The sequence below is a fragment of the Bacillus sp. AR2-1 genome (genome assembly GCF_008368755.1).
In the GTDB taxonomy this organism is placed as follows: domain Bacteria; phylum Bacillota; class Bacilli; order Bacillales; family Bacillaceae_G; genus Bacillus_A; species Bacillus_A wiedmannii.
In genome coordinates this window covers 474,595-500,959 of record NZ_QORY01000001.1, presented here as the reverse complement: position 1 = coordinate 500,959, position 26,365 = coordinate 474,595, and the positions used below count along the sequence as shown (strand labels likewise).

At 35.1% G+C, this 26,365-nt stretch carries 28 protein-coding genes; 20 read left to right on the top strand and 8 right to left on the bottom strand.

Annotated elements, in window-relative coordinates:
- Nucleotides 1-41: 41 nt before the first annotated feature.
- From DT250_RS02575 to DT250_RS02560, 4 genes are all read left to right on the top strand, one after another.
- On the top strand, nt 42-1,610 hold the full coding sequence (locus DT250_RS02575) for an FMN-binding glutamate synthase family protein (protein WP_149212438.1): 1,569 nt from the start codon (nt 42-44) through the stop codon (nt 1,608-1,610).
- A gap of 326 nt (nt 1,611-1,936) precedes the next feature.
- Nucleotides 1,937-3,415, top strand: a complete 1,479-nt coding sequence (gene putP, locus DT250_RS02570; RefSeq protein WP_149212437.1) for a sodium/proline symporter PutP — start codon at nt 1,937-1,939, stop codon at nt 3,413-3,415.
- 341 nt (nt 3,416-3,756) lie between these two features.
- A complete protein-coding gene (locus DT250_RS02565; protein WP_088608922.1) occupies nt 3,757-4,701 on the top strand; it encodes a ring-cleaving dioxygenase in 945 nt (314 codons plus the stop codon).
- Between the two features lie 19 nt (nt 4,702-4,720).
- Nucleotides 4,721-5,329, top strand: a complete 609-nt coding sequence (locus tag DT250_RS02560) for an alpha/beta hydrolase (protein WP_097889926.1) — start codon at nt 4,721-4,723, stop codon at nt 5,327-5,329.
- A 44-nt stretch (nt 5,330-5,373) separates the two neighbouring features.
- Here the strand turns inward: DT250_RS02560 and DT250_RS02555 are convergent, their stop codons facing one another.
- Nucleotides 5,374-6,906, bottom strand: coding sequence for a BA3702 family sensor histidine kinase (locus tag DT250_RS02555; RefSeq protein WP_088608920.1), 1,533 nt, complete (start codon nt 6,904-6,906; stop codon nt 5,374-5,376).
- 236 nt (nt 6,907-7,142) lie between these two features.
- Between DT250_RS02555 and DT250_RS02550 the strand changes: the two genes are divergently transcribed.
- Nucleotides 7,143-7,514 (top strand): VOC family protein, encoded by a 372-nt coding sequence (locus DT250_RS02550; protein WP_088608919.1) that lies wholly within the window; start codon nt 7,143-7,145, stop codon nt 7,512-7,514.
- Nucleotides 7,515-7,534: 20 nt separating this feature from the next.
- Here DT250_RS02550 and DT250_RS02545 read toward each other — a convergent pair whose 3' ends face one another.
- On the bottom strand, nt 7,535-8,344 hold the full coding sequence (locus DT250_RS02545; RefSeq protein ID WP_000251342.1) for a YitT family protein: 810 nt from the start codon (nt 8,342-8,344) through the stop codon (nt 7,535-7,537).
- 144 nt (nt 8,345-8,488) lie between these two features.
- Here DT250_RS02545 and DT250_RS02540 point away from each other — a divergent pair, with 144 nt between their 5' ends.
- The 4 genes from DT250_RS02540 to DT250_RS02525 all read left to right on the top strand — a co-directional run bounded on the left by DT250_RS02540 (nt 8,489) and on the right by DT250_RS02525 (nt 11,961).
- Complete coding sequence (locus tag DT250_RS02540; protein WP_179952822.1) at nt 8,489-9,292, top strand: protein phosphatase 2C domain-containing protein; 804 nt, start codon at nt 8,489-8,491, stop codon at nt 9,290-9,292.
- A 15-nt stretch (nt 9,293-9,307) separates the two neighbouring features.
- Nucleotides 9,308-9,760: a peptidoglycan recognition protein family protein gene (locus DT250_RS02535; RefSeq protein ID WP_088122887.1), complete on the top strand. Its 453-nt coding sequence runs from the start codon at nt 9,308-9,310 to the stop codon at nt 9,758-9,760.
- A 17-nt stretch (nt 9,761-9,777) separates the two neighbouring features.
- The gene (locus tag DT250_RS02530) at nt 9,778-10,029 is read left to right on the top strand and encodes a DUF2164 domain-containing protein (RefSeq protein WP_001994665.1); all 252 of its coding nucleotides are present in this window, start codon (nt 9,778-9,780) and stop codon (nt 10,027-10,029) included.
- Nucleotides 10,030-10,482: 453 nt separating this feature from the next.
- A complete protein-coding gene (locus DT250_RS02525) occupies nt 10,483-11,961 on the top strand; it encodes a DUF4822 domain-containing protein (protein ID WP_142293478.1) in 1,479 nt (492 codons plus the stop codon).
- Nucleotides 11,962-12,178: 217 nt separating this feature from the next.
- On the opposite strand, the gene DT250_RS02520 is transcribed toward DT250_RS02525, so the two are convergent.
- Both DT250_RS02520 and DT250_RS02515 read right to left on the bottom strand, forming a co-directional pair.
- Nucleotides 12,179-12,391 (bottom strand): CsbD family protein, encoded by a 213-nt coding sequence (locus DT250_RS02520; RefSeq protein WP_016077378.1) that lies wholly within the window; start codon nt 12,389-12,391, stop codon nt 12,179-12,181.
- Nucleotides 12,392-12,562: 171 nt separating this feature from the next.
- Complete coding sequence (locus DT250_RS02515; RefSeq protein WP_087982102.1) at nt 12,563-13,375, bottom strand: GNAT family N-acetyltransferase; 813 nt, start codon at nt 13,373-13,375, stop codon at nt 12,563-12,565.
- Between the two features lie 152 nt (nt 13,376-13,527).
- Between DT250_RS02515 and DT250_RS02510 the strand changes: the two genes are divergently transcribed.
- From DT250_RS02510 to DT250_RS02485, 6 genes are all read left to right on the top strand, one after another.
- Entirely contained in the window at nt 13,528-13,731 is a 204-nt protein-coding gene (locus DT250_RS02510; RefSeq protein ID WP_048544090.1) for a hypothetical protein, read from the top strand.
- Between the two features lie 457 nt (nt 13,732-14,188).
- Nucleotides 14,189-14,977, top strand: a complete 789-nt coding sequence (locus tag DT250_RS02505; protein WP_098134758.1) for a helix-turn-helix domain-containing protein — start codon at nt 14,189-14,191, stop codon at nt 14,975-14,977.
- Between the two features lie 166 nt (nt 14,978-15,143).
- Complete coding sequence (locus DT250_RS02500) at nt 15,144-16,757, top strand: long-chain fatty acid--CoA ligase (RefSeq protein WP_060487399.1); 1,614 nt, start codon at nt 15,144-15,146, stop codon at nt 16,755-16,757.
- Between the two features lie 123 nt (nt 16,758-16,880).
- The gene (locus tag DT250_RS02495; protein ID WP_001093321.1) at nt 16,881-17,456 is read left to right on the top strand and encodes a biotin transporter BioY; all 576 of its coding nucleotides are present in this window, start codon (nt 16,881-16,883) and stop codon (nt 17,454-17,456) included.
- Nucleotides 17,457-17,521: 65 nt separating this feature from the next.
- Nucleotides 17,522-18,985 (top strand): acyl-CoA synthetase, encoded by a 1,464-nt coding sequence (locus tag DT250_RS02490; protein ID WP_149212435.1) that lies wholly within the window; start codon nt 17,522-17,524, stop codon nt 18,983-18,985.
- The gene (locus tag DT250_RS02485) at nt 18,978-20,069 is read left to right on the top strand and encodes an acetyl-CoA C-acyltransferase (RefSeq protein WP_088064194.1); all 1,092 of its coding nucleotides are present in this window, start codon (nt 18,978-18,980) and stop codon (nt 20,067-20,069) included. Before DT250_RS02490 ends, DT250_RS02485 begins: the two co-directional genes overlap by 8 nt.
- A gap of 7 nt (nt 20,070-20,076) precedes the next feature.
- On the opposite strand, the gene DT250_RS02480 is transcribed toward DT250_RS02485, so the two are convergent.
- Complete coding sequence (locus DT250_RS02480) at nt 20,077-20,658, bottom strand: DUF6434 domain-containing protein (RefSeq protein WP_098134762.1); 582 nt, start codon at nt 20,656-20,658, stop codon at nt 20,077-20,079.
- A gap of 104 nt (nt 20,659-20,762) precedes the next feature.
- Between DT250_RS02480 and DT250_RS02475 the strand changes: the two genes are divergently transcribed.
- The gene (locus tag DT250_RS02475) at nt 20,763-21,206 is read left to right on the top strand and encodes an NUDIX hydrolase (RefSeq protein WP_106383394.1); all 444 of its coding nucleotides are present in this window, start codon (nt 20,763-20,765) and stop codon (nt 21,204-21,206) included.
- A 44-nt stretch (nt 21,207-21,250) separates the two neighbouring features.
- Here DT250_RS02475 and DT250_RS02470 read toward each other — a convergent pair whose 3' ends face one another.
- Nucleotides 21,251-22,453, bottom strand: a complete 1,203-nt coding sequence (locus DT250_RS02470) for an alanyl-tRNA editing protein (protein ID WP_149212434.1) — start codon at nt 22,451-22,453, stop codon at nt 21,251-21,253.
- Nucleotides 22,454-22,587: 134 nt separating this feature from the next.
- Here DT250_RS02470 and DT250_RS02465 point away from each other — a divergent pair, with 134 nt between their 5' ends.
- Together DT250_RS02465 and DT250_RS02460 are read left to right on the top strand one after the other, a co-directional pair.
- The gene (locus DT250_RS02465; protein WP_000965140.1) at nt 22,588-22,995 is read left to right on the top strand and encodes a hypothetical protein; all 408 of its coding nucleotides are present in this window, start codon (nt 22,588-22,590) and stop codon (nt 22,993-22,995) included.
- A 67-nt stretch (nt 22,996-23,062) separates the two neighbouring features.
- Entirely contained in the window at nt 23,063-24,301 is a 1,239-nt protein-coding gene (locus DT250_RS02460; RefSeq protein ID WP_060487392.1) for an MDR family MFS transporter, read from the top strand.
- A gap of 243 nt (nt 24,302-24,544) precedes the next feature.
- Here DT250_RS02460 and DT250_RS02450 read toward each other — a convergent pair whose 3' ends face one another.
- Both DT250_RS02450 and DT250_RS02445 read right to left on the bottom strand, forming a co-directional pair.
- Nucleotides 24,545-24,931 carry an Hsp20/alpha crystallin family protein gene (locus DT250_RS02450; protein ID WP_048544065.1) on the bottom strand — a complete coding sequence of 129 codons (387 nt, stop codon included), beginning with the start codon at nt 24,929-24,931 and terminating at the stop codon, nt 24,545-24,547.
- 124 nt (nt 24,932-25,055) lie between these two features.
- Entirely contained in the window at nt 25,056-25,178 is a 123-nt protein-coding gene (locus tag DT250_RS02445) for a small acid-soluble spore protein P (protein ID WP_000517650.1), read from the bottom strand.
- A 121-nt stretch (nt 25,179-25,299) separates the two neighbouring features.
- On the opposite strand from DT250_RS02445, the gene DT250_RS02440 reads away from it, so the two are divergent.
- Together DT250_RS02440 and pdaB are read left to right on the top strand one after the other, a co-directional pair.
- Entirely contained in the window at nt 25,300-25,563 is a 264-nt protein-coding gene (locus DT250_RS02440) for a hypothetical protein (RefSeq protein WP_001146295.1), read from the top strand.
- Between the two features lie 46 nt (nt 25,564-25,609).
- On the top strand, nt 25,610-26,335 hold the full coding sequence (gene pdaB / locus DT250_RS02435) for a polysaccharide deacetylase family sporulation protein PdaB (RefSeq protein WP_097889942.1): 726 nt from the start codon (nt 25,610-25,612) through the stop codon (nt 26,333-26,335).
- The last annotated feature ends 30 nt before the right edge of the window (nt 26,336-26,365 follow it).

Genomic DNA, 26,365 nt, shown 5'->3' with positions numbered 1-26,365 from the left:
GTGTTCTCCTTTTATTATGGATTTTCATAGGAGGAAGCGGGATGAGTGAAACGCTACTCGTTATTATTAGTATATTGCTCTTATTGATGTTACTATTAATCATTTTTTTTATTATTACATTTTTTATTAAAAAACGGACGCATCATTCTATATTAAAGCTGCATCCATACTTAGGAAGGATGCGTTATTTACTTGAAAAGATAGGACCGGAATTTAGGCAATATTGGTTTGATCATGATACGGATGGAAAGCCCTTTTCACGTTATGATTTTCAAAGTGTAATGTTTCTAGCGAAATACCGTTCAGAAATACTCGGTTTTGGATCAAAACGAGATTTTGATGCATCTGGATATTATATTGCTAATACATTATTTCCGATATTAACAGATGAATTAAGTGTGAATGTAACGCAAGAACATGAAGGGAAAAAGTATGTGATTCATAAAGAAGGGTTATTTTCACGAAGAGAAAAATTGACAGCGGATACAACGAATCTTTGGTTATATGAAGAAGACGATGCAATTATAGTCGGTGAAAACCGCAAATATCCGTGGAAACTACATGGCATGTTTGGGGCATCTGCGACTTCTTACGGTGCGATTGGCGAAAATTATATTTTAGCGAGCGGATTTGGTGCGAAGATGGCTGGCGGATCGTGGATTAATACTGGCGAAGGTGGCGTTATTCCAGAACATTTACATACAGGTGCGAATATCGTTGCGCAAATTGGTCCGGGTTTATTTGGGTACCGTGATGAGGGTGGTAATTTTTCAATGGAGAAATTTATGGAGAAAGCAAAAGAAAGCAATATTAAAGCATTTGAATTGAAATTTGGGCAAGGTGCGAAAATACGTGGTGGTCATCTAGAGGGACAAAAAGTAAATGAGAAAATTGCTTCTGTTCGGAATGTGCGAGAAGGAGACACGATTAATTCACCGAATCGATTTCCATTTTTAAAGAATGCAGTAGATACACTTTATTTTATTCAACGTTTGCAAGAAAACGGCGGTAAACCAGTCGGTATGAAAATTGTAATTGGACAGCAGGAGCCGTTGGAAGATTTATTCAAATCGATGAAAGAGTTAAACATTTATCCAGATTTCATTACAGTTGATGGTTCAGAAGGTGGATCAGGTGCAACGTATAAATCGATGGCAGATAGTATGGGGATGCCGCTTATTCCAGCGTTACTGACATGTATTGATACAGCGAATCATTATGGTGTTCGGGACAAATTCAAAGTGTTTGCCTCGGGGAAATTAATTACACCAGATAAAGTGGCAATTGCTTTAGCTATTGGTGCAGATGCTGTAAATTCAGCACGTGGATTTATGATGGCAAGTGGCTGCATAATGGCACTTCAATGTAATTCCGGACAATGTCCATCTGGAGTTGCCACGACGAATCCGCACTATCAAAAAGCGCTAGATCCGTATGAGAAGAAATGGCGAGTAATGAATTATGTTGTTAGCATGAGATATAGTTTGTTCTCACTTGCGGCCGCAGCGGGAGTAAAGAGCCCGCGTCATTTAACGAGAGAGCATATTGTGTTTAAAGATGAGGTGGGGCGGATAGTTCCTCTTTCAGAATTGTTTCCTACTAGTAAATAGAAGATAAGCTATGTTTAATAGATTAAAAGTCATACATTCGTATGGCTTTTTTTCTTTTAAAATTTGTCTGATAAGTGAATGAAAATAAGGTGTGAAAAAACGGTATTATATTTTCTGAATATTTTTACTTTAATTTATTTTAAAACCGGGGTAATCCACTGGGATAAAGGCGTTTATAAAGGTTTTCACATGTAGTGAAAAGGGCCTGTTCACTTGAAAGAACAAAAAATGTTTGTTAAGGTAGGGAACCATAAGCGAAAACAAGAAAATAGAAAAAGTCATTTTTCGAAATTTTGAATGGCTTATGTAACTAAGGGAGAGATTCGGTGAAGATTGAGATTATGGTTTCGCTTGCTATTTATATGGCAGGTATGTTGTATATCGGTTATTGGTCTTATAAGAAGACATCCGATTTATCAGATTATATGTTAGGCGGAAGGGGACTCGGTCCAGCAGTTACAGCTTTATCAGCTGGTGCTTCTGACATGAGTGGTTGGATGCTAATGGGATTACCTGGTGCGATGTATGCAACAGGATTATCTAGTGTATGGATTGCGATAGGGTTATTAATAGGTGCTTATGCAAACTATTTAATTCTTGCCCCGCGTTTGCGAACGTATACAGAAGTGGCAAATGATTCAATTACGATTCCAGACTTTTTAGAGAATCGATTTAAAGATCGTACGAAAATACTTCGTTTTGTCTCCGCTATCGTCATTTTAGTATTTTTCACATTTTATGCGTCGGCTGGTTTAGTATCAGGTGGGCGTTTGTTTGAAAACTCTTTCAACCTTGATTACAAAATTGGTTTATTTGTAACTGTCGGTGTCGTAGTTGCTTATACACTATTCGGTGGCTTTTTAGCAGTAAGTTGGACCGACTTTGTGCAAGGATGTATTATGTTTATTGCGCTTGTATTAGTACCAATTGTTGCTTTTACAGATGTGGGCGGTGTAACAGAAACATTCAATACAATTAAGCAAGTTGATGCATCGCGTTTAGATATGTTTAAAGGGACTACAATTCTTGGTATTATTTCATTTTTAGCATGGGGTCTTGGGTATTTTGGGCAACCGCATATTATTGTTCGCTTTATGGCAATTACTTCTATTAAAGATTTAAAAACTTCTCGTAGAATCGGTATCGGTTGGATGACGATTTCAATTATAGGTGCAATGCTTACTGGTCTAATTGGTATTGCTTATTACGCTAAAAATAATGAGACATTACAAGACCCGGAAATGGTCTTTGTAACATTCTCAAATATTTTATTCCATCCGTACATTACTGGGTTTTTACTATCAGCTATTTTGGCTTCGATTATGAGTAGTATTTCCTCGCAATTACTTGTTATTTCAAGTGCAGTAACGGAAGATTTCTATAAAACATTTTTCCATCGGGACGCTAGTGATAAAGAACTTGTATTTATCGGTAGACTGTCAGTATTAGTAGTAGCTATGATTGCAGTTGTTTTAGCATATCATCCAAGTGATACAATTTTAACACTTGTCGGTTATGCTTGGGCAGGATTTGGTTCAGCATTCGGACCCGCTATTTTATTAAGTTTATATTGGAAGAGAACGAACAAATGGGGCGTTCTTGCTGGGATGATTGTAGGTGCAGTAGTTGTTATTACTTGGGTACAAATTCCAAGTTTAAAAGCCACTATGTATGAAATGGTACCTGGATTCTTCTGTAGCTTATTAGCTGTTATTGTTGTAAGTTTATTAACGAAAGAACCAGTGAAAGCAATTCATCGTGAATTTAATGAGATGGAAGCAGTGTTGGAAGAGGAAACGAAATAATTAGCGAAGAGAGTAAATGATAACTAGCATTTACTCTCTTTTGATTTAAAATGAAAATAAGTAACTTGTTGACAACTAAAAGTAAGTAACTTATAATAAATCTTAAGTTCAAGATAATTTATTTCCGAATAAAGATTTCAGATGGAGTAAATATTTTTTGGAAATTATCTCGAATTCGAGATGAATTCAATGATATAGAAGATAATGCGTAATTTCACAGCTTATATCTCGAATTAAAGATAAAATCATAACGATGGATTTTACTTTGCAGTATGGACAAAATGAATAATGAATTTTAATGTATACAAGTTTTTAAAATGAAATAAAAAGGGGCGGAGAAAATGGAAAAGAAAATGATGGGAATTCATCACATTACAGCAATCGTAGGACACCCACAAGAAAATGTAGATTTTTATGCTGGTGTGTTAGGTTTACGTTTAGTGAAACAAACAGTGAATTTTGATGATCCAGGCACGTACCATCTTTATTTTGGTAATGAAGGAGGAAAGCCTGGAACAATTATTACGTTTTTCCCATGGGCAGGTGCTCGTCAAGGAATTATTGGTGACGGTCAAGTAGGCATTACGTCTTATGTCGTACCAAAGGGCGCAATGGAGTTTTGGGAAAATAGATTAGAAAAATTCGATATTTCGTATACAAAAATGACTCGATTTGGAGAGCAGTATTTAGAATTTGATGATCCACATGGTTTGCATATAGAATTAGTAGAAAGAGAAGAAGGCGAATTAAATAATTGGACTTTTGGAGAAGTTACGCCAGAAGTAGCAATTAAAGGATTTGGCGGTGCTGTTCTTTTATCTGCACAACCTCAAAAAACAGCTGAATTGTTAGAGCATGTTATGGGTCTTGAGAAAATTGGAGAAGAAGGTGAATTCGTTCGATTCCGTTCTTCTGCTGATATTGGGAATATTATCGACTTGAGGCTATCGACAATCGGGCGTGGCCAAATGGGTGTTGGTACAGTCCACCATATTGCTTGGAGAGCGACTAACGATGATGATCAACTAGACTGGAAAGAGCATGTGTCTCGTTTTGGATATCACGTAACTCCTGTACAAGATCGAAATTATTTTAACGCAATTTATTTTAGAGAACACGGGGAAATCTTATTCGAAATTGCAACAGACCCTCCTGGTTTCGCTCATGACGAATCGTTAGAGACGATGGGTGAGGAATTAAAGTTACCGGAGCAATATGAACCACATAGAAAACAAATTGAACAAACACTTTTACCATTTGAAGTGAGAAATTTAGACGAAAAGTGATTGAAAGGGGAAAAGGATTATGATGAAACATATTTTTCAAAAAGGAAAAGATACGTCAAAACCAGTGTTGTTATTACTTCATGGTACAGGAGGTAATGAATTAGATTTATTACCACTTGCAGAAATAATTGATCGGGAAGCATCTGTATTAAGTGTTAGGGGGAATGTATTAGAAAATGGCATGCCACGTTTCTTCCGCCGATTGGCAGAAGGTATTTTTGATGAAGAGGATTTAATTTTCCGTACGAAGGAATTAAATGAATTTTTAGATGAAGCTGCAAAAACATATGAATTTGATAGAAATAACATTGTAGCTATCGGTTATTCAAATGGAGCAAACATTGCTGCAAGCTTATTATTCCATTACGAAAATGCATTAAAAGGTGCTGTGCTTCATCACCCAATGGTGCCTAGAAGAGGAACACAATTGCCTAATTTAGCAGGGGAATCCGTGTTTATCGCTGCTGGGACAAATGACCCGATTTGTTCATCAGGAGAGTCAGAGGAATTAAAGGTACTATTAGAAAATGCAAACGCTACTGTTACAATGCATTGGGAAAATAGAGGGCATCAATTAACAATGAGTGAAGTAGAAAAAGCAAAAGAATGGTATGACAAAGCATTTTAAAAAAGAAGCATCTGCTAACAACTAGTAGATGCTTCTTTTTTTATTTACGGCTGAATTGCAAGATGAGACGAAGAAAGTGGTAGCTGAATATCAACGATCGTACCTTTATTTAATTCGCTTGAAATGTGTAATTTACCATGATGTTCTTCAATTATTTTGTAACACATCATTAATCCTAGTCCTGTTCCCTTTTCTTTTAAACTATAAAATGGTTCACCTAGACGAGAGATACGATCTTCTGGGATACCGCAACCTTCATCGATAATCCGTATTAAAATGAAGGTATCATCTAATGGTTTTGTCTGGATGTAAATATTTCCGCCATTTGGCATTGCTTCTATCGCATTTTTTAATATATTTATAAAAACTTGTTTTAATTGGTTACCATCACATTGAATATCATGTTTGTAATCAAAATGATCCATAATGATATGAACACTATGCATAATAGCAGTTGGTAAAATAAATGTAACTACCTCTTCAATTAAAGCTTGTATGTTACAAGTTTGGATAGATAGTACTTGTGGTTTAGACATCGCCATAAATTGACTTGTGATAGATTCCATCTGTGAAATCTCACTTAACATAACATCGATATACCATTTCTGCTCCTCATTTATTTCAGGGAGTAGCAATGTTAGAAAACCTTTTAGAGAAGTGAGTGGATTTCGAATTTCATGTGCAATTCCAGCTGTCAGTTGTCCGACTACTGCGAGCTTTTCTGATTTTCGTAATAACTTTTCCGTTTCTTTTAGCTCGGTAACATCTCTTCCCATTACGATAAGACCTTTACGGGAGCCGTCAGAATGATAAAGTGGAACTTTCGATATACTTAAGATTAGATCGAAATCATCTCTATGAATAATAAATTCCTCGCCATGAAGAATTTGTCTTTGTTGCCATGCTAGTTCGTCGACTTCTTCACAATGTAAAAAAGCCTCTCGGTACGCTTCGTTATATTGAATGAGTTCACTATCTTTTTTCCCGTGGTAAGGTACATGATGGAAATTGAAACAAGAAAGTGCGTAGTCATTTGCCTCAAGCCAGCGTCCCTCATGATCCTTAAATATAACAAACGCAGGCATGGAGTTCACTAATGTACGTAACCTCTTCTCACTTTCTTTTAGCATATTCTCAATTCTTTCTGATTTTTCAAGAGGCTTCATAATGGCATATACGCCAGTTAGACGATTTTGGACAAAAATAGGAACTAGTTTTGTCACGACGTCTAATAAGAATCCATTTTTATGATAAATTGATAAGATATACTCTTGTTGATTATCCGCTCCAGTATTCTTTATATTTTGTAATACTTGCTCAGAAATACGAGCTTCTAAAATAGAGGTAATATTTTTCTGTTCTAATTCTAAAGAAGTGTAACCTAATATTTTTTCGGCAGAAGGATTTATATGTAGTATAACTCCCTCTAAATTTAATGAAATAATACTATCAGGATTGTGTTCGAACAGAGATGCGTACATTTCTGTTAATGAACGATTTTGTATATGGTCTCGCAAACGTCTAGAAATGTTCGGATGACGTTTTCTTTGAGTTGATGAATATTTTTTACGACTCATAATAGTTCCTCCGTACAAATAGCATCTAAAAAGATTTGTCTATTCATAACTATAATATAGATGTAATGTGTATTTCTATAAAAAATGGAAGTTATATAATAAATTTTGTTTTCTTTATTTTTTGCAAAGTGAGTACAAGTTGGTAATAAGGGGAGCTTATATTGTTTTATAACTCTTTTGTAAGTTACAAAAGTAGGTTTTCTTTATAACATTAGGGTAGAAGAGGGGGAAAGAAAATGAGACATTATATTCAAGGTATCGATCATGTACAAGTAGCTGCGCCTGTAGGATGTGAAGAAGAAGCACGAGCGTTTTATGGTGGAAAAATAGGTATGGAGGAAATACCGAAGCCGGAGGAATTAAAGAAGCGTGGTGGGTGCTGGTTTAAGTGTGGAAATCAAGAGATTCATATCGGAGTTGAGCAAAACTTCACCCCAGCTAAAAAGGCGCATCCAGCTTTTTATGTTTTAAAAATTGATGAATTTAAACAAGAGTTAATAAAGCAAGGCATTGAAGTAATAGATGATCATGCACGGCCAGATGTAATTAGATTTTATGTGTCAGATCCGTTCGGAAATCGAATTGAATTTATGGAAAATAAAAACTAGGTGGAAATCCACCTAGTTTTTTAACCTTTTCTAAACAATCCTAATACTTCAACTGTTTCGGTAATGTTAACGAATGCATGAGGGTCAATTTCGGAAATTGTTAATTTCATACTTGCTAATTCTTCACGAGAAACGACGGTCATAAGTACACGTTTTTTTTCGCTGGAATAAGCACCTTCGCCATCAAGTAATGTAATTCCACGTACAACAGTTGAAAGGAGTTGTTTTTTCATTTTTTCTGCTTCATTTGTTACAATCATAAGTGTAACCTTTCGATGTTTCGTATGAATAGCATCGATCACTTTACCAGTTACATAAATTGAAAGTAAGCTTGTAAGAGCAACATCCCAAGTGAAGAAGAATCCTGCAATTATTACAACGACTGCATTTAAAATAATAAGGAATCCACCAAGTTTAATGTCTCTTTTTCGAGACAATAGCATACCGATAATATCAAATCCACCAGTTGATCCATTACAGTTAAAAACAAGGCCGATACCAGCTCCGGCAATGACACCACCAAAGATAGATGATAAAAGTGGGTCTGTTGCTACGACTTTTACTGGAACGTAGTATAATGCAACAGATAATACAATAACAGAGATAACAGTGTTAAAAATCACTTTTTTTCCAAGACCTATGTAACCTAAAATAAGGATAGGTAAGTTTAATACAAAGTTAATAATACCCGTGTTTACAGGAGTTACAATCCCTAAAATAATAGCAATTCCGCCAATTCCACTACTTAAAATTTTGTGGGGGATAAGGAAAAGATTAAATGCAATCGCAATAATAATAGAACCGATAATAACACCAAGAAATCTGACCATTTCTTTCCCGTCCTTCACTAAAAAATTCATATTATTTCAAGATTATATATGATATTGAAAGTTTTGGGTAAAAACAGTTTATTTCGGAAAATTAGATTAATCAAAAGAATTCGAGTATTTTCTCATTTGAAAGGGGATACAGATATGAGGATAAAAACGTATCAACAGAAAAGCCCGTTGAAGCAAGAATGTGAGGATTCTTATTTTTGTAATGAAGAAAAAAAGATGTATGGTGTATGTGATGGTGCAACACCGCTCGTCCCGTTTCGTGATGAAAAGGGACATAATGGAGCATACATCGCTTCGCATTTATTTGCAAGTTATTTTGCTTCATTACGTGAAAATCATAGTTTGCAAGTTGCCGTTGCAAAAGCAAATGAAGCATTGCAAAGCAAAATGTTAGAGTATGAAGTAGATACGAGAAAGAAAGAGCATTTGTGGTGTACATGTATTGCGGCAGTTCAAATAGATGGTGAGAAAATTGAATACGCACAGTTAGGGGACTGTATGATTGTCGCAATACTTCAAAATGGAACGATGCAAGTATTAACGCAAGACACGGTTGAAGGAATTAGTAAACGAGCAAAAAAAAAGAGGGAAGAAGACCGTAATAAAGGGTTAACTGTACCAGAAGAACATGTTTTTCAAGATGTGCGAGAACAGTTAAAATATAATCGTTATCTTGCAAATATGCAGGAAGGGTATTCTGTTGCAAATGGAATGAAAGAAGCGATACATTATTTACAACATGGTGAACTACATATAGATGAAGTGAGTGGGATTTTTATTTGTTCAGACGGATTATTCCACCCAGATTGGCCACTTGAACAAACTGTTGCATATATAAGAAAGAATAGTATAAGTGAATATGTAGCAATTATTGAAGAGCTAGAAGGGGAAAAGAGAATAAGACCAGATGATAAAACAATTATGATCATTGATTTTTAAGGGGAGGATGTTCAAATGGAAATTAAATGTGTTAATTTAACATTTCAAGATGAATTAGTTCCTTTAGAGAAAGTTAATAAACTGATTATCCACCATACATCCGAAGATGGATGGGATGTGTATAAAACACATGAATTTCATCAAAAAGTAAGAGGGTGGAGCGGGATCGGTTACAATTATTTTATTGAAGAAGATGGAACTGTAGTCCAAGGGCGAGGTTTACATATTGGAGCACATGCGAAAGATAATAATAGGGATACAATTGGAATATGTATGACGGGTAATTTTGATAAATATGATCCAACTACCGCACAAATGAATGCATTATATTCTTTATGTAAAATGTTTATGAAGCAGTTTGCTATAAAGAAAGAAAATATACTTGGTCACAGGGAGCTAGAAGGCGTTACAAAAAGTTGTCCTGGAAAGCATTTTTCTATGGTAGAGTTAAGAAACGGACTAACTTAAATATAGAGGAGTAACAAATGATGATGAATATAAAAATACCTAATGATAAAAAAGAAGAGCTTGTGGCACAAATTCAGCAATTTTTCGTTGAAGAAGATTTAGATGAAATTGGACGTTTCCAAGCAGAGCGATTAATAGAAGAAATGATTAAATTAGTAGGACCGTTTGCATACAATCAAGCAATTGGAGATGCTAGAAAGCTTGTAACAGAGAAACTATCTAATATTGAAGAAGATTTGTATGTGTTAGAGAAGAATGAAGGGAAGTAAAAAGAGCCATTTTGGCCGTATTCCGTCAATTATAAAATAAGTATTATGCCACGGCTTTTTCCGATGTTCTGTTTGGAAAAGGCCGTGAAGTTGTTTTTGGGCATATAAAATAAAGTTTCATTTCTTTTGTCAAAAAGAACCCTAGAACTAAAAACGTTATTCTTTCTTAACAAGCTAGATGAGAAAGAATAACGTTTTTTAGATTGAGATTAAAAATATATTATCTTAATTTTATCTTTTTTTAATAATTTATTTATAGGCAATTTATAGTTGCTATTTATAATTCCTATATATAGCAGCTATGGATACTACAAAGAAGAAATTTGGATGTGTAACCCTTTGTATCCAATTAGCTGTAATCAAAATTTAAAACATGAATTGCTCACATAGAATCTTCTTTTGGAAGATAAGTGGTGTAATTCTTTGTTAAATGAAGGAAGGGATTGGGAAGCTATGAATAAAACAATTTTAAAAACATGTATCATATCAGCAGTTTTAGGTGGAAGTTTATTAAGTGAAACGAGTGGAGAGGTGAAAGCAGAAGAGGTTACACCAAACACGAATCATACTGGTGTATTCAAAGATGTTCCAAAGGGGCACTGGGCATATGAGGCGATTCAGCAATTAGCAGGTGAGAAAATCATTTTTGGCTATGATGATGGAAGATTTGGTTTTGGAGATAACGTAACACGTGAACAAGTTGCAGCTTTAATGTATCGTTATTTTAATATGGAAGAAAACAAAAATTATCAAAACCCATACGGTGACGTAAGTGAAGATTCAACAAGCTATATAAAGGAAATTTTATCTTTAACAGAAATGGGTGTTTTTAAGGGGGATGAGCATGGAAACTTTAGACCGAAGGCATCCTTAACACGCGCAGAAATGGCACAGGTTCTTACAAATGCTTTTCATTTAAAGGCAAAGAGTGATCATACTTTTAATGACGTTGCAACGAACTCATGGGCAAGAAATGCAATTAGTGCTGTTCAAACAAATAATATTGCAAAAGGAGTAGGAGGAGGGAAATTTGCTCCAAGTATGGATGTGACGCGTGAACAGTACGCACAATTTTTATACAATGCAATACAAGAAACCGAGCAAATTCAACAAATGAAAGGGCAACTACTAGCTAGCATGCTTGGTGAAACAAACTGGAAAGGGACAAAAGTCTATGACAAAGATCATAATGATGTAACGAAAGAAAATCAAAATTTCATCGGGCTTGCAAAATATGATGCTAAAACTGCAAGGTATGAATTTTTTAATGCAAGTACAGGAGAGAGTCGTAATGATAGCGGTACCTTTTTTATAACGAATGATGGAAAGAAAAGGGTGTTAATTTCTGAAACGCAAAATTATCAAGCAGTTGTTGAATTAACGCAATTAGACAAGGAGAAATTTACATATAAAAGAATGGGAAAAGATGCAAAAGGGAACGATGTAGAAGTGTTTGTTGAACATGTTCCTTACCATGGAAAAGAACTTTCTTTCACGCGACCTGATAAAAAGTTGGAAAGCTCGACGGGGAAAATAGTTACAGACGTTAATGGAGATGAAATTTTATCTAGTACACTATGGAATGGAACGGTGGTATTAGACGAACAGGGTAATGATGTAACAAAATACAACTCAAACTTAATCAGTCTAGCAAAATACGATAAAAATACAAATAAATACGAGTTTTTCAATGCGAATACAGGAGAAAGTCGTGGAGACTATGGTTTCTTTGATGTTGTACATGGTAATAAAATAAGGGCTCACGTTTCGTTAGGAAATAATAAATATGGTGCGGTCCTTGAACTGACTGAGCTAAATAAAGAGAAATTTACGTATACAAGAATCGGGAAAGATGCGAATGGAAAAGATATAAAAATCTTTGTTGAGCATGAACCGTATACAGGTGACCTAAAACCAAATTTCACAAAGTAATCTTTTACTCTAGCAAATGCACTATGTTAGTAAGAGAAAGCCTGAGCTATTAGGTAATTATACAGTAGAAGTAAAATAGTTATTTAAAGACAAATAGATGCCTTGAGGCATCTATTTGTCGGTTTAAAATGATTTTATGGGCAAATATAAAATACAAATTCTTTTTTCTAGGATCTAGTAACTCCCTACTTGCACAACCATATATCCTAGTTCTTTTTTATTTATTCTCTTTATGCTCTTTATATTCATGTACTTTCTCTTTTACATTACCGACCGTATCTTTAGCAGTGCCTTTCACTTTATCCCATTTTCCTTCAGCTTGTAATTTCTTATTGTCAGTTACTTTCCCGACAACTTCTTTTACTTCACCTTTTACTTTATCAATGGCACCTTCTACTTTTTCCTTTAAACCATGATCATTCTTAGTCATACATTTCTCCTCCTTGTAGTTTGATTAGAATTCTCTTTTCATGTTGCAAGTTGAATGATGTATCTAGTAATAGCGTAACAAATCTAGTTTGAATATTCAAATGATTAATAGGATAGAAAAGGAATTGTCATGAAATGTATAAAATTGTAATGAGAAGAGAAAGCATGTAAATTACATGTCTTTTGCAGTCCATATTGATTTTGTATAAGCAATTTTCATATGGGCACGTTCCATATTATTTTGACTTCCGGTACCGAACCTTGCTTGTCCGACTATTAAATGACAGTTTTTCGCTAGGGCTTTTTCTATTCGTTTTTGAATTAAGGCAGTATGACAGCCTTTACGCTGAAATTCTGGCAAAGTAGCAGAAGCAGCTAATGAAGCAATCCCATTATTTATATACAGGACACCAATGCCTGCAGGAGTATTTTGAACTTCGGCTATGAAAAAATGCCAGCCAGGTTTATTGTAGAGAATTTCGTTATTTTGGCGTACGCCATCTTTTGTAAAGGGTGGCATGTTAAATCCACGTACATATATGTCTGCAAAAATATGAAATTCATTTTCTTTTAGTTGGCGTACTGAAATGTTAGAAGTAAGTAGGGATGGATCTTCTCTCGGTATACTATATAAAGCGGTATGGAAGCTGGATTGGTAAAATCCTTTTTGAGATAAGTATTGAAATAATTCAGCTGTACCTTGAGCGGGTGTAATTTCAAAACGACAAGGGATTTGTAGCGATTGATAATAAGAGATGATTTCATCTATCTCATCTGTATTTGTAAAGGTAACGCCTTTTACTGTGTTAAAAGCAGGACCAAAAATTATTTTTGATGAAAAGGCAGTGGCATTCCCGAACTTTTTCATTTGTATTTGCATTGGATTTTCAGCTAACGCTTGTAGTGCTTGTAGTCTAGAAGAGAGCATATGTATTTCTGCGTTTTCAATTTCTTGAGCTGCATTGAGTGTCATAATTGTACTCATAATATTCCTCCGTCAATAAATATATTTCATAGTACATATACGATGTTTGTTCGGAGATTCCTGTTGAAATGTAAGAGAATAAGAGGTTTTTTGGAAGGGAAATGGAAGTGAACTGTCGAAGGAAGTGGAAACAGATTAAAGGTGGTGCTCTCATGAAACAGGAAGACGTGCAGACATGCTCTAATTGTGGTTCTCATAACATAGGAGAAGGGGAGTTTGTCGGTTATGCACAAATACGGAAAAAGGAGACGATGTTCACATCTTCACCAGTAGATGCTTATATTTGTACAGATTGTGGGAATATCCTTTTATTAAAAGTACGACATTATGAAAAGTTTAAGCAGAAGCCGTTATGATTATGGAGAAGTGTTTTTATTAGGGAAGTTAGAGGAGTAATATTTTACATATATATATATATGAGTATGTCCTTATATAAAGAGATGACAACATATACTGTGTGGGATGCTTATTAATCGTTGCACGACATACAAAAATGTATAGAAGAAATTGTGAATCAATATGGGGAAGACAAATTAACCCTTATTGGAATACTTCATATCGAAAACTCCTTTAAATGAATAAGGGAGTTTTTGTTTTTTCGTGACAGTAATTACCTTTAATTGTTATAATTGGTTATTAGGAGAGGGTATTTTATTAACGCCATAATCATAGAAGAAAACTAGCTAAATCGTATAGAAAACGGCTATATAACACAATCGCAACCATAAGTTTACAAAGTGCAACTGCAGGAAGATAGAGATAAGGGTAATGTTTACATACAATTTAGTTAAGAAAACAAAGGGGGACACACATATGGGATTTGGTGAAAAGCTTTTTAAATTAAGAAAGGAAAAGGGCCTTTCTCAAGAAGCATTAGCTGAAAAATTAAACACAACAAGGCAAGCGGTTAGTAAATGGGAAAACGGTCAAGGTTTTCCTGAAACTGAAAAGTTAATAATGATTGGAAATGTATTTGAAGTATCACTCGACTATTTATTAAAAGAAACTGCTGAGCAAAGTAATGAAAATGTGGAGGGCTATTACGTAAGTCAGGAAATGGCAGAAGGGTATATAGTGTATGGGCAAAAAATTTCTAAATATATTGCGTTAGGATTTAGTTTGCTCATTTTATCGACAATACCGTATTTATTATTTAAAGAAAATGCAACAATGTCGACATTTCTTGTCATTATCATTGCTGTCCTTGGAATTGGAGCAATGATGGTACCGGCAACGATAGAAGAGAGTCGATACAATGTATTGAAAAAAGAAGAACTACTATTTGATCAAAACTTTCTAAAAGAATTGACAAAAAGATATGCGATTATTAAGAAGAAGTATGCTGCAGTGATGATTGTTGGATTTTGTTTTATAGCAGCAGGAGCGATACCATTTTTATTTGAGAAAAAGCATATCACTTCAGGAGAATTAGTGCAGTATTATCCGTACTGTGTTGTACTTATTGCGATTGGAGTCTATCTTTTTGTTCGTGTTGTAGGAGTGTGGGAGATATATCGAATTTTAGTAGAGAATAAAGAATATAGCAATCGTATTATTTTTAAAATGAAAAAGAAAGTAAGAAAAAAGGTAGATAGTTTATAAAAAATAAAAAACATGTTTCGAATCAATGTATTCAAAACATGTTTTTTATCGTTCTGAATTATTTCCAAAGAAATAATTCAGAAAATACAGAAAAATGTCGTAATCACTTGTAGAAGTCTGTTATAATGAACGAAATGAAAACGCTTTAAAGGGGGATATAACCAATATGATGATGAATGTACCGTTAACAATTAGTTCTATGATGGAAAGAGCAGAAAAACTGTTTTCAAAGAAAGAAATTGTTTCACGGACACATGATACAGTTACGACGTTAACGTATAAGCAGTTAGGTGAAAGGACGAGAAGGCTTTCTAGTGCGTTACAAAAGCTTGGGATTAAAGAAGGCGAGCGTATAGGAACGTTAGCGTGGAATCATCATCGACATGTGGAAGCGTATTTTGCTATTCCTGGTATTGCTTCCGTTTTACACACAATTAATATTCGTTTATCTCCTCAACATATTTCATACATTATTCAGCACGCAGAAGATCGAATTCTACTTATAGATGAAGATCTCGTACCACTTGTTGAAAATATTCAATCACAATTATCAACTGTACAAGCCTACATTATTATGACTGATAAAGATGAACTTCCCAATACTACGCTAGAACCTGTATATCATTATGAAAAGCTATTAGAAGAAGGCAATCCAACTTTCCAATTTGTAAAAGATATTGATGAAAATACACCTGCTGGTATGTGTTATACGTCAGCGACTACAGGAAACCCAAAAGGTGTTGTATATACGCATCGTAGTACTGTATTGCATTGTATGGCACTCGGTTTAGCGGATACAGCTGCTTTATCGGAAAGTGATGCGGCGATGGCAATTGTACCGATGTTCCATGTGAACGCTTGGGGGCTTCCTTTTGCAGCTACTTGGTTTGGAACTAAACAAGTACTGCCAGGACCAATGTTTACTCCAAAAATTTTATTAGAGATGATTCAAGCTGAAAAAGTAACGATAGCAGCAGGTGTGCCGACAATTTGGCTCGGTGTATTACAAGAGTTAGAAAATAATAGTTACGATTTATCTAGTATAACGAGAATATTATGCGGTGGTGCTGCTGCACCGAAAAGCGTTATTAAAGCATTTGAGCAAAAATATAATGTTCCTTTCGTACATGCATATGGTATGACTGAAACAAGCCCACTCGTAACACTTGCACGTTTAAAAAGTTATGAAACAGAATTATCATATGAAGAGCAATTAGAAATCCGCTCAAAACAAGGGTATCTTGTCCCTGGTGTAGAGATGAAAGTAGTCGGTACAAATGGTGAAGTGAAGTGGGATGGTACGGAAATGGGAGAACTATGTTTACGAGCACCATGGATCGCTGAAAGTTATTATAACGATGAACGTACTGTCGAAGGTTTTCGTGATGGTTGGTTATATACAGGAGATGTCGTTACGGTTGACGAGGAAGGCTGCGTGAAAATTGTTGACCGTACGAAAGATGTTATTAAAAGCGGAGGTGAGTGGATTTCTTCAGTTGACCTTGAAAATGCATTAATGGCACATGATGCTATATTTGAAGCAGCTGTCGTTGCCGTTCCTCATCCGCAGTGGCAAGAGCGACCAATTGCCTGCGTCGTTCAAAAGAAAAATAGTACAGTAACAAAAGAAGAAATATATGAGTTTTTAAAACCACAGTTTGCGAAGTGGTGGTTACCAGATGATATTGTATTTATGGAAGAAATACCGAAAACATCTGTTGGGAAGTTTTTAAAACAGGCGCTTCGGAAAGAACTTGAGCATTTGCATAAAGAGAAATAATTGAAAAAATATTTGTAAACCTATATTTAAAACAAGTTGACAAAGACTAAATAGAAAGATAATATAACTCCTATAATATGTTACCTGAAAATCATTTTAAGTTTACAAATAGGAGAAGCAAATATGAATACAAAAAACTTAGTTTTCGTCGCTTTATTTAGTTCTATTATGGGAGTGTTAGGGTTAATACCTCCAATTGCTCTTGCTATTACACCAGTTCCGATTACATTACAATCACTCGGTGTTATGCTTGCTGGTGGATTGTTAGGATCACGTCTTGGTGCGTTAAGTCAGCTTATTTTCTTACTTATAGTTGGAGTTGGAGCACCATTACTTGCTGGTGGACGCGGTGGTCCAGGCGTATTTGTTGGGCCAAGTGCAGGATATTTACTTGGTTATATCGTTGGAGCGTTTGTCATTGGTTATTTAATTGAGCGTTTACGTGAAGTTTCTATAATAAAGGTATTATGTATTAATATAATTGGTGGTATTTTCGTAGTTTATGTATTTGGTATTATTGTACAAGCTTTCTTTATGGATGTTTCTATATGGCAGACGATGAAAGTAAGTGCCGTATTTTTACCAGGTGATTGCATAAAAGCGATTATAGCAGCAATTCTTGTAACGAAATTACATCGTTCATTGAAACATATTATTACGCCTGCTCTCAAGAGTGGGAAATATACAAATGCGGGATAAGAAAGAGAAGAAACACGTTCATTGCGTGTTTCTTTTTATTATTTTGTAAAGAAAGGACGTCTCAAATGGGGATTACAAAAGAATATAAAAAGTATGCCTCTTTACAAACAAATAAAATAGCAATAAAGGAAAATGATCGAGTATTAACATTTAAAGAATGGTTTGAGTCAGTATGTAAAGTAGCAAACTGGTTGAATGAAAAAGAATCGCAGAATAAAACAATAGCAATTCTATTAGAAAATAGTATGGAGTTTTTACAACTATTTGCTGGTGCTGCTATGGCCGGATGGGTTTGTGTGCCGTTAGATATAAAGTGGAAACAGGATGAGCTCAAAGAAAGAATTGCGATCAGTAATCCGGCTATGATTGTGACAGAGCGATATAAGGTAAAGGATTTACCGGATGAAGAAGGAAGAGTAATTGAAATTGATGAGTGGAAAAGAATGATAGAGAACTCTCTGCCTGCATATGCCCCTGTAAAAGATGTACAACATGCTCCGTTTTATATGGGATTTACATCAGGATCGACTGGGAAGGCAAAAGCATTTTTACGTGCACAACAATCGTGGGTTCATAGTTTTGATTGCAATATACATGACTTTCATATGAAAAAAGAAGAGTCTATTTTAATAGCTGGGACGCTCGTTCATTCTCTTTTTTTATACGGCGCAATAAGTGCATTATATGTAGGGCAAACGGTGCATATTATGAGAAAGTTTATTCCAGATCAAGTACTGGAAAAGTTAGAAACAGAAAATATTTCGGTCATGTATACAGTTCCGACAATGCTAGAATCTTTATATAAAGAAAATAGAGTAATAGAAAATGGGGTTAAAATTATTTCGTCAGGAGCGAAATGGGAAGCTGAAGCGAAAGAAAAAATAAAGAGTATATTTCCTTATGCGCAAAAATATGAATTTTACGGTGCATCGGAACTAAGTTTTGTAACAGCACTTGTTGATGAAGAGAGCGATAGAAGGCCAAATTCAGTAGGAAAACCTTGTCGCAATGTTCAAGTTCGAATATGTAACGAAGCAGGAGAAGGAGTACAGAAAGGCGAGATAGGAACTGTTTATGTGAAAAGTGATCAGTTTTTTATGGGCTACATATTGGATAAGGTTTTAGTTCCAGAGTTGACTACGGATGGCTGGATGACAGTGCGAGATGTAGGTTATGAAGATGAAGAAGGCTTTATATACATAGTGGGTAGAGAGAAGAACATGATTTTATTTGGAGGAATTAATATTTTTCCAGAAGAAATAGAAAGTGTATTACATGAACACCCAGCTGTTGATGAAATAGTTGTAATTGGTGTGAAAGATAGTTACTGGGGTGAAAAACCTGTCGCCATTGTAAAAGGAAGTGCTACGAGGCAACAATTAAAAAGTTTTTGCTTACAACGATTATCCTCGTTTAAAATACCGAAAGAATGGCATTTTGTAGATGAAATACCGTATACAGATAGTGGGAAAATCGCTCGTGTTGCAGCAAAAAATATGATTGAAAACCGGGAGAAGATATATGAATAGAGCGGTTATTGTAGAAGCGAAAAGGACACCTATTGGTAAGAAAAATGGGATGTTGAAAGATTATGAAGTTCAGCAATTAGTAACGCCGCTTCTTACGTTTTTAAGTAAAGGGATTGAGAGAGAAATAGACGATGTCATATTAGGGAATATTGTGGGGCCGGGAGGGAATGTTGCAAGATTATCTGCTTTAGCGGCAGGACTTGGTTATCATATTCCTGGTGTAACGATTGATCGGCAATGTGGTGCCGGATTGGAAGCGATTCGCACCGCATGTCATTTCATTCAAGGCGGCGCAGGTAATTGTTATATTGCAGGAGGAGTAGAGAGTACAAGTACATCAACTTTTCAAAATAGAGCACGATTTTCACCAGAAACAATTGGTGATCCTAATATGGGAGTGGCGGCTGAATATGTTGCAGAGCGTTATAATGTAACGAGAGAAATGCAAGACGAGTATGCTTGCCTTAGTTATAAACGGACACTGCAAGCATTAGAAAATGGATATTTACAAGATGAAATACTTTCTTTTAATGGACCTTTAGATGAGGCTATAAAACGAGAAATGAATTATGAAAGAATGATTAAAAGAACTAAGCCCGCATTTTTACAAAATGGTACAGTAACGGCAGGTAATTCGTGCGGTGTAAATGACGGAGCATGTGCTGTTCTTGTAATGGAAGAGGGGCAAGCCCGAAAACTAGGATACAAGCCTGTTCTTCGTTTCGTCCGCAGTGCTGTAGTTGGAGTGGATCCAAATCTTCCGGGGACTGGTCCGATATTTGCGGTGAACAAATTATTAAACGAAATGAATATGAAAGTAGAGGACATTGATTATTTTGAAATAAATGAAGCATTTGCTTCAAAGGTTGTTGCTTGTGCAAAGGAGTTACAAATTCCTTTCGAAAAATTAAATGTAAATGGTGGTGCAATTGCGCTCGGTCATCCGTACGGTGCATCTGGAGCTATGCTTGTGACACGTTTGTTTTATCAAGCGAAAAGAGAGCATATGAAGTATGGAATTGCGACGTTAGGAATTGGTGGTGGAATAGGGTTAGCGCTATTATTTGAAAAAGTAGAAGACTAGAAAAGAACTAGTTTTCTACTTTTTGAGGAACATAAGCATTGCTACCAGGTTGTGCTTTTATTTCATTCCAAGCAGCGATAGCATCAGCTTTTGATTTCCCTTTGTTATTTGGATCTTCGAAAAAGTCGCGAGTGAAACGATTGTATTCAAACTGCGCGCTAATAGTTGTTTTGTATGTAGGATCTTTTTTTCGTTCGTTTTCTTCATACCAAAACGTTAGCGCGTCTTCATATGTTTTTCCGACATTCTCTTTAAAAAACTTTTGAAGAGCTACTGTAAAGCGGAAGTTTGCTCCGATTTTTTCTTTGAAAAAAGCACGAACTTCTTCGCTGCAGCGGTGATTGTTAGTAATAATCGTTTGAAGAGAAAGTTCTTTATAAGAGAGGGAAGCTTTACTCACCTTTTGACGAGAGTTGTTTTTTAATATTTTACCAGTATGTAAATAATGTGAGATACGCTCGGTTATTTCAATCTTAGAGCCACTAGCTGGCAAACCATGCTCACGACAAAATGTTTGGAGTTCTGCTTTTAACCAATAAAAGTTTTGGAAATCTTCAAGTGATATAGACTTTGTTAAAGGTGGACGCATAGATGTAACAACTTCTTTCTTCCATAATTTTCTTTAATTATAAAACGTATGTTCTTTTTGTGAAAGGATTAATTTGTAAATATAACGGGAAGAGGAGATTACATATGGAAAGTGTAATGCAAGTTCGTGTTACGGGAATTTTAATTGAAGATGAACAAGTATTGCTAGTAAAGCAAAAAGTTGCTAATCGCAATTGGTCTTTACCTGGGGGAAGGGTAGAAAATGGTGAAACGTTAGAAGAAGCGATGATTCGAGAAATGAGAGAAGAAACAGGATTAGAAGTTAAAATTAAGAAGCTACTCTATGTTTGTGATAAACCAGATGCTAGTCCATCTTTATTACATATTACGTTTCTGCTTGAAAGGATTGAAGGTGAAATTACGCTACCTTCTAATGAGTTTGATCATAATCCAATTCAAGATGTGCAAATGGTACCGATTAAAGATTTAAGTCAATATGGTTTTTCGGAAACTTTTATAACTCTTATAAGTGAAGGTTTTGCAAGTGCAGGGAGTTATCAAGGCTTGAAACAAAATATAGGCTTGTAAATATAGTTGAAGGATAGCAGTTAGCTATCCTTCATAAACATGTTTTACACTTCTGACTGTAAAGAAGAAACAAGTTGATTTAAAAATTCGTCTCCGGTCATAACCGCTTTTCCGCCGCCGCGAGCACTCTTTTTATTTCCGCCACCTTTTCCTTCAATTGTAGGAAGTGCCTCTTTTAAAAGAGCATTCATATCGAGCGTGACTGTTTTTCCGCAAGCAAGGATACATTGTAATTTGTCTTCATTTTCAATAACGAAATATGTAATGGCATGCTCTTGTTGTTCTGTAATAATGGCAGAAAGTTTTGCGATTTCTTTCATAGAGCGATTTGTAAATACTTTAGAAATAAGAATGCCAGCATGTATTTCCGTAGGCTGTTGAAGTAGTTCATTTGCCTCTACAAATAATAATTTTTCATTCATTGTTTGTATTGCTTTTTCATTTTCTTTTTGAGAAGTAAGAAGTTGTGCTACTTTTGCGGGGATATCAATCTCGCTACTGTTTAATTGTTTAGAAACATTTTTCATAATTTGTAGTTGTTGGCCCATTAAATTTAGTGTGCGCCAACCAGCGATAAACGTTAATCGTATGCCACCTTTATTGCGCTCCCACCCTAGTACTTGAATAGGACCTACTTCACCTGTACGTTTCGGATGCGTTCCGCCACAGCCGTTGTAGTCGAAGTTCTCAATTATAACAACACGTATATTTTCTGTTATAGTCGGTTCTTTACGAAGAGGTAACGTTTTCGCTTCTTCTAAATTCATCCACAGGGTACGGATTGGATGGTTTTCAAAAACAATTTTGTTTGCAATTTGTATTGCCTTTTCAACTATTTCTGCATGAAGATTTTCTGTTTCTAAATCAATTGTTACCGTTTCTTTACCAAGGTGGAATCCAATCGTAGGTATGTTAAAATGGTCCCAAAAAGCAGCAGATAAAATGTGTTGAGCCGCATGTTGCTGCATATGATCAAAACGGCGCTCCCAATTGATTTTACCTTCTACTTCTTCTGTATGTAATTTTTCTACAATGAAGTGACGAATTTCTCCATGTATCTCTTCTACATTGATTACATCGATATCATTTAATGTGCCAGTATCATGCGGTTGTCCGCCACCTGTCGGATAAAATGCTGTTTCATTTAAAACAACGTATAAGTTACCGTCTTTATCATAATCTTGCTTTATGACTTTCGTAGTAAAGTCTTTTTTATAAGCGTCAGTGTAATATAATTTTTGCTCCAATTTTCTTTCCCCTTTCGTGTTCACTAGTTTCATTGTAAAGCAATCGAAATTAGTTTCCTAATATTTCAGAAGAAAGAAACTATTTTTAGAATTTTCTTGCTATAATAAGAAGAAAATGCGGGGGTGGAATGAATATGTTATATGAAAACGGCGTAGATAAACTGCTTAGTTTAAGCAAAAATATTTCTGAATTGTATCGAGAATTAAATGAAATGACCCGGATTTTAACGGATTGTAATCGAGAAAGTGTGAAGTTTGATCGGTTATATGTAAAAGAGGTACTGTGGAAGAAAGAAGATGTAATAGAGAAATATGATCAGCTGCTTGTGCAACTTTGTATAAATGAATGCTTTGATTTAAAAAGTGTCATTACAGGGGAGTATAAGTATACATATGAAGAAGTAGAAAATATCGTTTTACAATTTAATGAGAAGTATAATGTTGCAATTTTAATTAAAGATGTTTGTAAAGAATTACAGTTTACATATGGCATAGATATGGATATAACGAGAACAGCTCGGGTATCAACAGCTCAAGTATAAAAAGGGAAAAGAAAGCAGATCCTTTGCTTTCTTTTTTTTTGTAAGAACAGGGAGAGTAGGTTTAACGATGAAAGGGAAGTTACAAAATATTCATCCGTTAGGAATGACAATTATAATAGGGACTTTATTTGCGAGGTTCGCCACGTCAATGAGTATTCCTTTTTTAGCAATTTATTTAACGACTGTTAAAGGTGTATCAGCTGGAATGACGGGTGCTATTATCGGAACGAGTGCACTTGTTGGAGTGTTTGCTAGTTTTATTGGAGGGAATTTATCGGATCGATTCGGCCGAAACATGATTATAATATGGTCCATGATCGTTTGGGTGTTTGTATTTATAGGTTTTTCATTTGCAAATCATGTTTTAAGTTTCTTTTTATTAAATGCTTTGAATGGATTATGTCGGTCTTTTTTTGAGCCGACGTCAAGAGCATTATTATCAGATTTAACGAAACCAGAGTATCGTTTACTCGTATATAATTTGCGTTACGGTGCAATAAATGTTGGAGTAGCGATTGGCCCACTTGTCGGATTACAGATTGGAAGTGCAAAATCTACAATTCCTTTTTTAGTAGCAGCTGGAGTATATATTCTATATACAGCTATATTAGCATTCCAATTTAAGAAGTATCCAATTGAAAAAAAGAAAGTAAATACAGAAAAGCCTGTCACAATGTTAAATGCAGTTCGTATATTGCGAAAGGATGTCGTATTTTTAGTTGCTTTAGTCGGTATTATTTTGAGTAATTGTGGCTTTTCACACTTAACGACAACAGTATCTCAATATTTTGCGAATTCACATATATTTCAGGATGGAGTGACATTGTTTTCGTATATGTTAGCTTTAAATGCGATTGTTGTAGTCGTAATTCAATACCCTGTTATTCAAATATGTAAAAAGTATACACCGTTAACATCAATTATGGTTGGAACTTTATTTGTGAGCGGAGGGTTGTTTGGATTTGGAATAGCAGAATCTATGCTAGGTGCTGCTATTTGTACAATTATTTTTACAGTTGGAGAAGTTTTAATGTTTTCCATGACGGATGTATTTATTGATGATATAGCTGTTTCACATTTAAAAGGAACATATTTTGGAGCAATGGGATTTTCAGGGATTGGAGCAGTAATTGGTCCATGGTTTGGAGGAGTGCTTCTCGATTACTACGGGTATCAAAATGGGTTTGTAGTATTTTCAGCACTAGCTATATTTTCAACTGTAGCATTTCCTGTACTTGTAGTTACAAAAGGTTTATTGAAAAAAAGATATGATAGAAATTGTAATTTAGAATTAGATGCGAAATAAAATAAGCCCCAGCAGATGACTGGGGCTTATTTTTGTATTTATCCCGCATTAACGGGCAAGTAAGAACCCCCACCTAAAAATTCAGCGAAAGCAAAGAAGTTAGGTGGGGGAATCAACTACCCGTAAAAGCCCGATTGGTTCAACTAATAATCAGTGGGGGATGAAGCCCCCACTGATTAAAGTTTCACTTTATCCCGCTATTTGCGGGCAGTAAGAACCCATTGATTAAAGCTTTACTTTATTTTAATTCTCAATTTGAAAAAGAACTTTTTCTTCATGTTTATTAGCAACTTCATTTTTGGAAATATGAATGGCTAAATATCCATTCTCTAAGCAGGCTAGCATCTTTTTATAAATAATAGTAGCGGGTAAAGGGATGATCCGCTGCAAAGAAATATTTTTATGAAGTATGCAAATATTTAGGCCTGTCTCCATCTTTTTAATAACTACATTTTGTTCGGATACATTTGGTACATCTGTTTCCAAAATGTATTCTTGTTCAGTTTCACAAAGGTCAATATGAATTTGATTTGGGAAACTAAAGTTACTACAAGAATCAGAACAAAATTGATCCATCCATTCTTCGAAACCATCAACATGAAAAAGACAATCCTTCTTTTTCTTGCCCATGTAAGACACCCTCCGTAAAATCTCAATTCATACTATGTTATGCATGAATGAAGTAGGGGTGAAGAATAAATGGAAAAATATAAACATTGTATGTGGCAAAGGTAGCTAGTGTGAGCCTTTTGTTTTACATATCATGATGTGCATGATTTTTTTGGCGTGAATGGTTACGGTTTTTTACTTTATGAGATCCGCTTAATGGTTCAGGTTGTCCCTTTTTTTCTTTCGCTTCACGATTGTTTTTTCCCATTGTATGTGACACCTCCTCTTTCTCTTTAGAATGAGAGAAGTTTGCAAATTTATACGAGAATGTTTTTAGAAAAAAAGGTAAAGATAAATGGGACTAACTATTATGGAAAGGGGATTATATAATGCCATATCATAAAGATAAACAACAAGCTTTTCAAGCAGCGCAGCAAGGAGTTACACAAGCAGAAAACGCATTTAATAACATTGTAAAAAATGATCCAAACTACGGTCATGATTTAAAAGAGTTACGCCAAGAGGTTCAGGAAGCGTATGAACAAATTCAAAATGCGTTAGAGGTAGCTTCAGAAACACAACGCCCACAACTTGAGCAATACGAAAATAATCTCCAAAACATTATGCGAAATGTAGATCAATTAGAAAAGTAAATGAGATTGTTGTGTATTCGACAACCTTATTACTTTGACGAACGTTATGCTAAAACAGAAGATTTTTCTATTCGTTTTTTGTTTATTATGCGCAGTACATATATTTCAAGTTGAAAAAGTGGAAGCGAAAATGTTGCTCAGAAAAGAGCTAGAACCAACTGGCTATGTAACGTGGGAAGTACCTAATAATGAAAAGATTATTGCCATTACATTTGATGATGGCCCAGATCCAACTTATACACCGCAAGTTTTACATTTATTACGTCAATATAAAGCAGAAGCAACATTTTTTATGATTGGATTTCGAGTTCAGCGTAATCCATATTTAGTGAAACAAGTGTTAAAAGAGGGACATGAAATTGGAAATCATACGATGAATCATTTATATGCGAGTAATTCATCGGATGAAAAATTAGAAAATGATATTTTAGATGGAAAGAAATTTTTCGAAAAATGGGTGAAAGAACCTTTACTATTCCGTCCACCTGGCGGATATATTAACGATGCTGTATTTAAAACAGCGAAAGAAGCAGGTTATCAAACTGTTCTATGGTCGTGGCATCAAGACCCGCGTGATTGGGCAAATCCAGGGGTTGAATCCATTGTAAATCATGTAGTAAAAAATGCTAAAAGTGGAGATATCGTATTGTTACATGATGGAGGAAATGATCGTAGTCAAACAGTAGCAGCATTAGCAAAAATTTTACCTGAGCTGAAAAAACAAGGATATCGATTTGTAACGGTTTCAGAATTACTACGTTATAAACATTAGAAAAAATCCCAAAAGGAAATGGACCTTTTG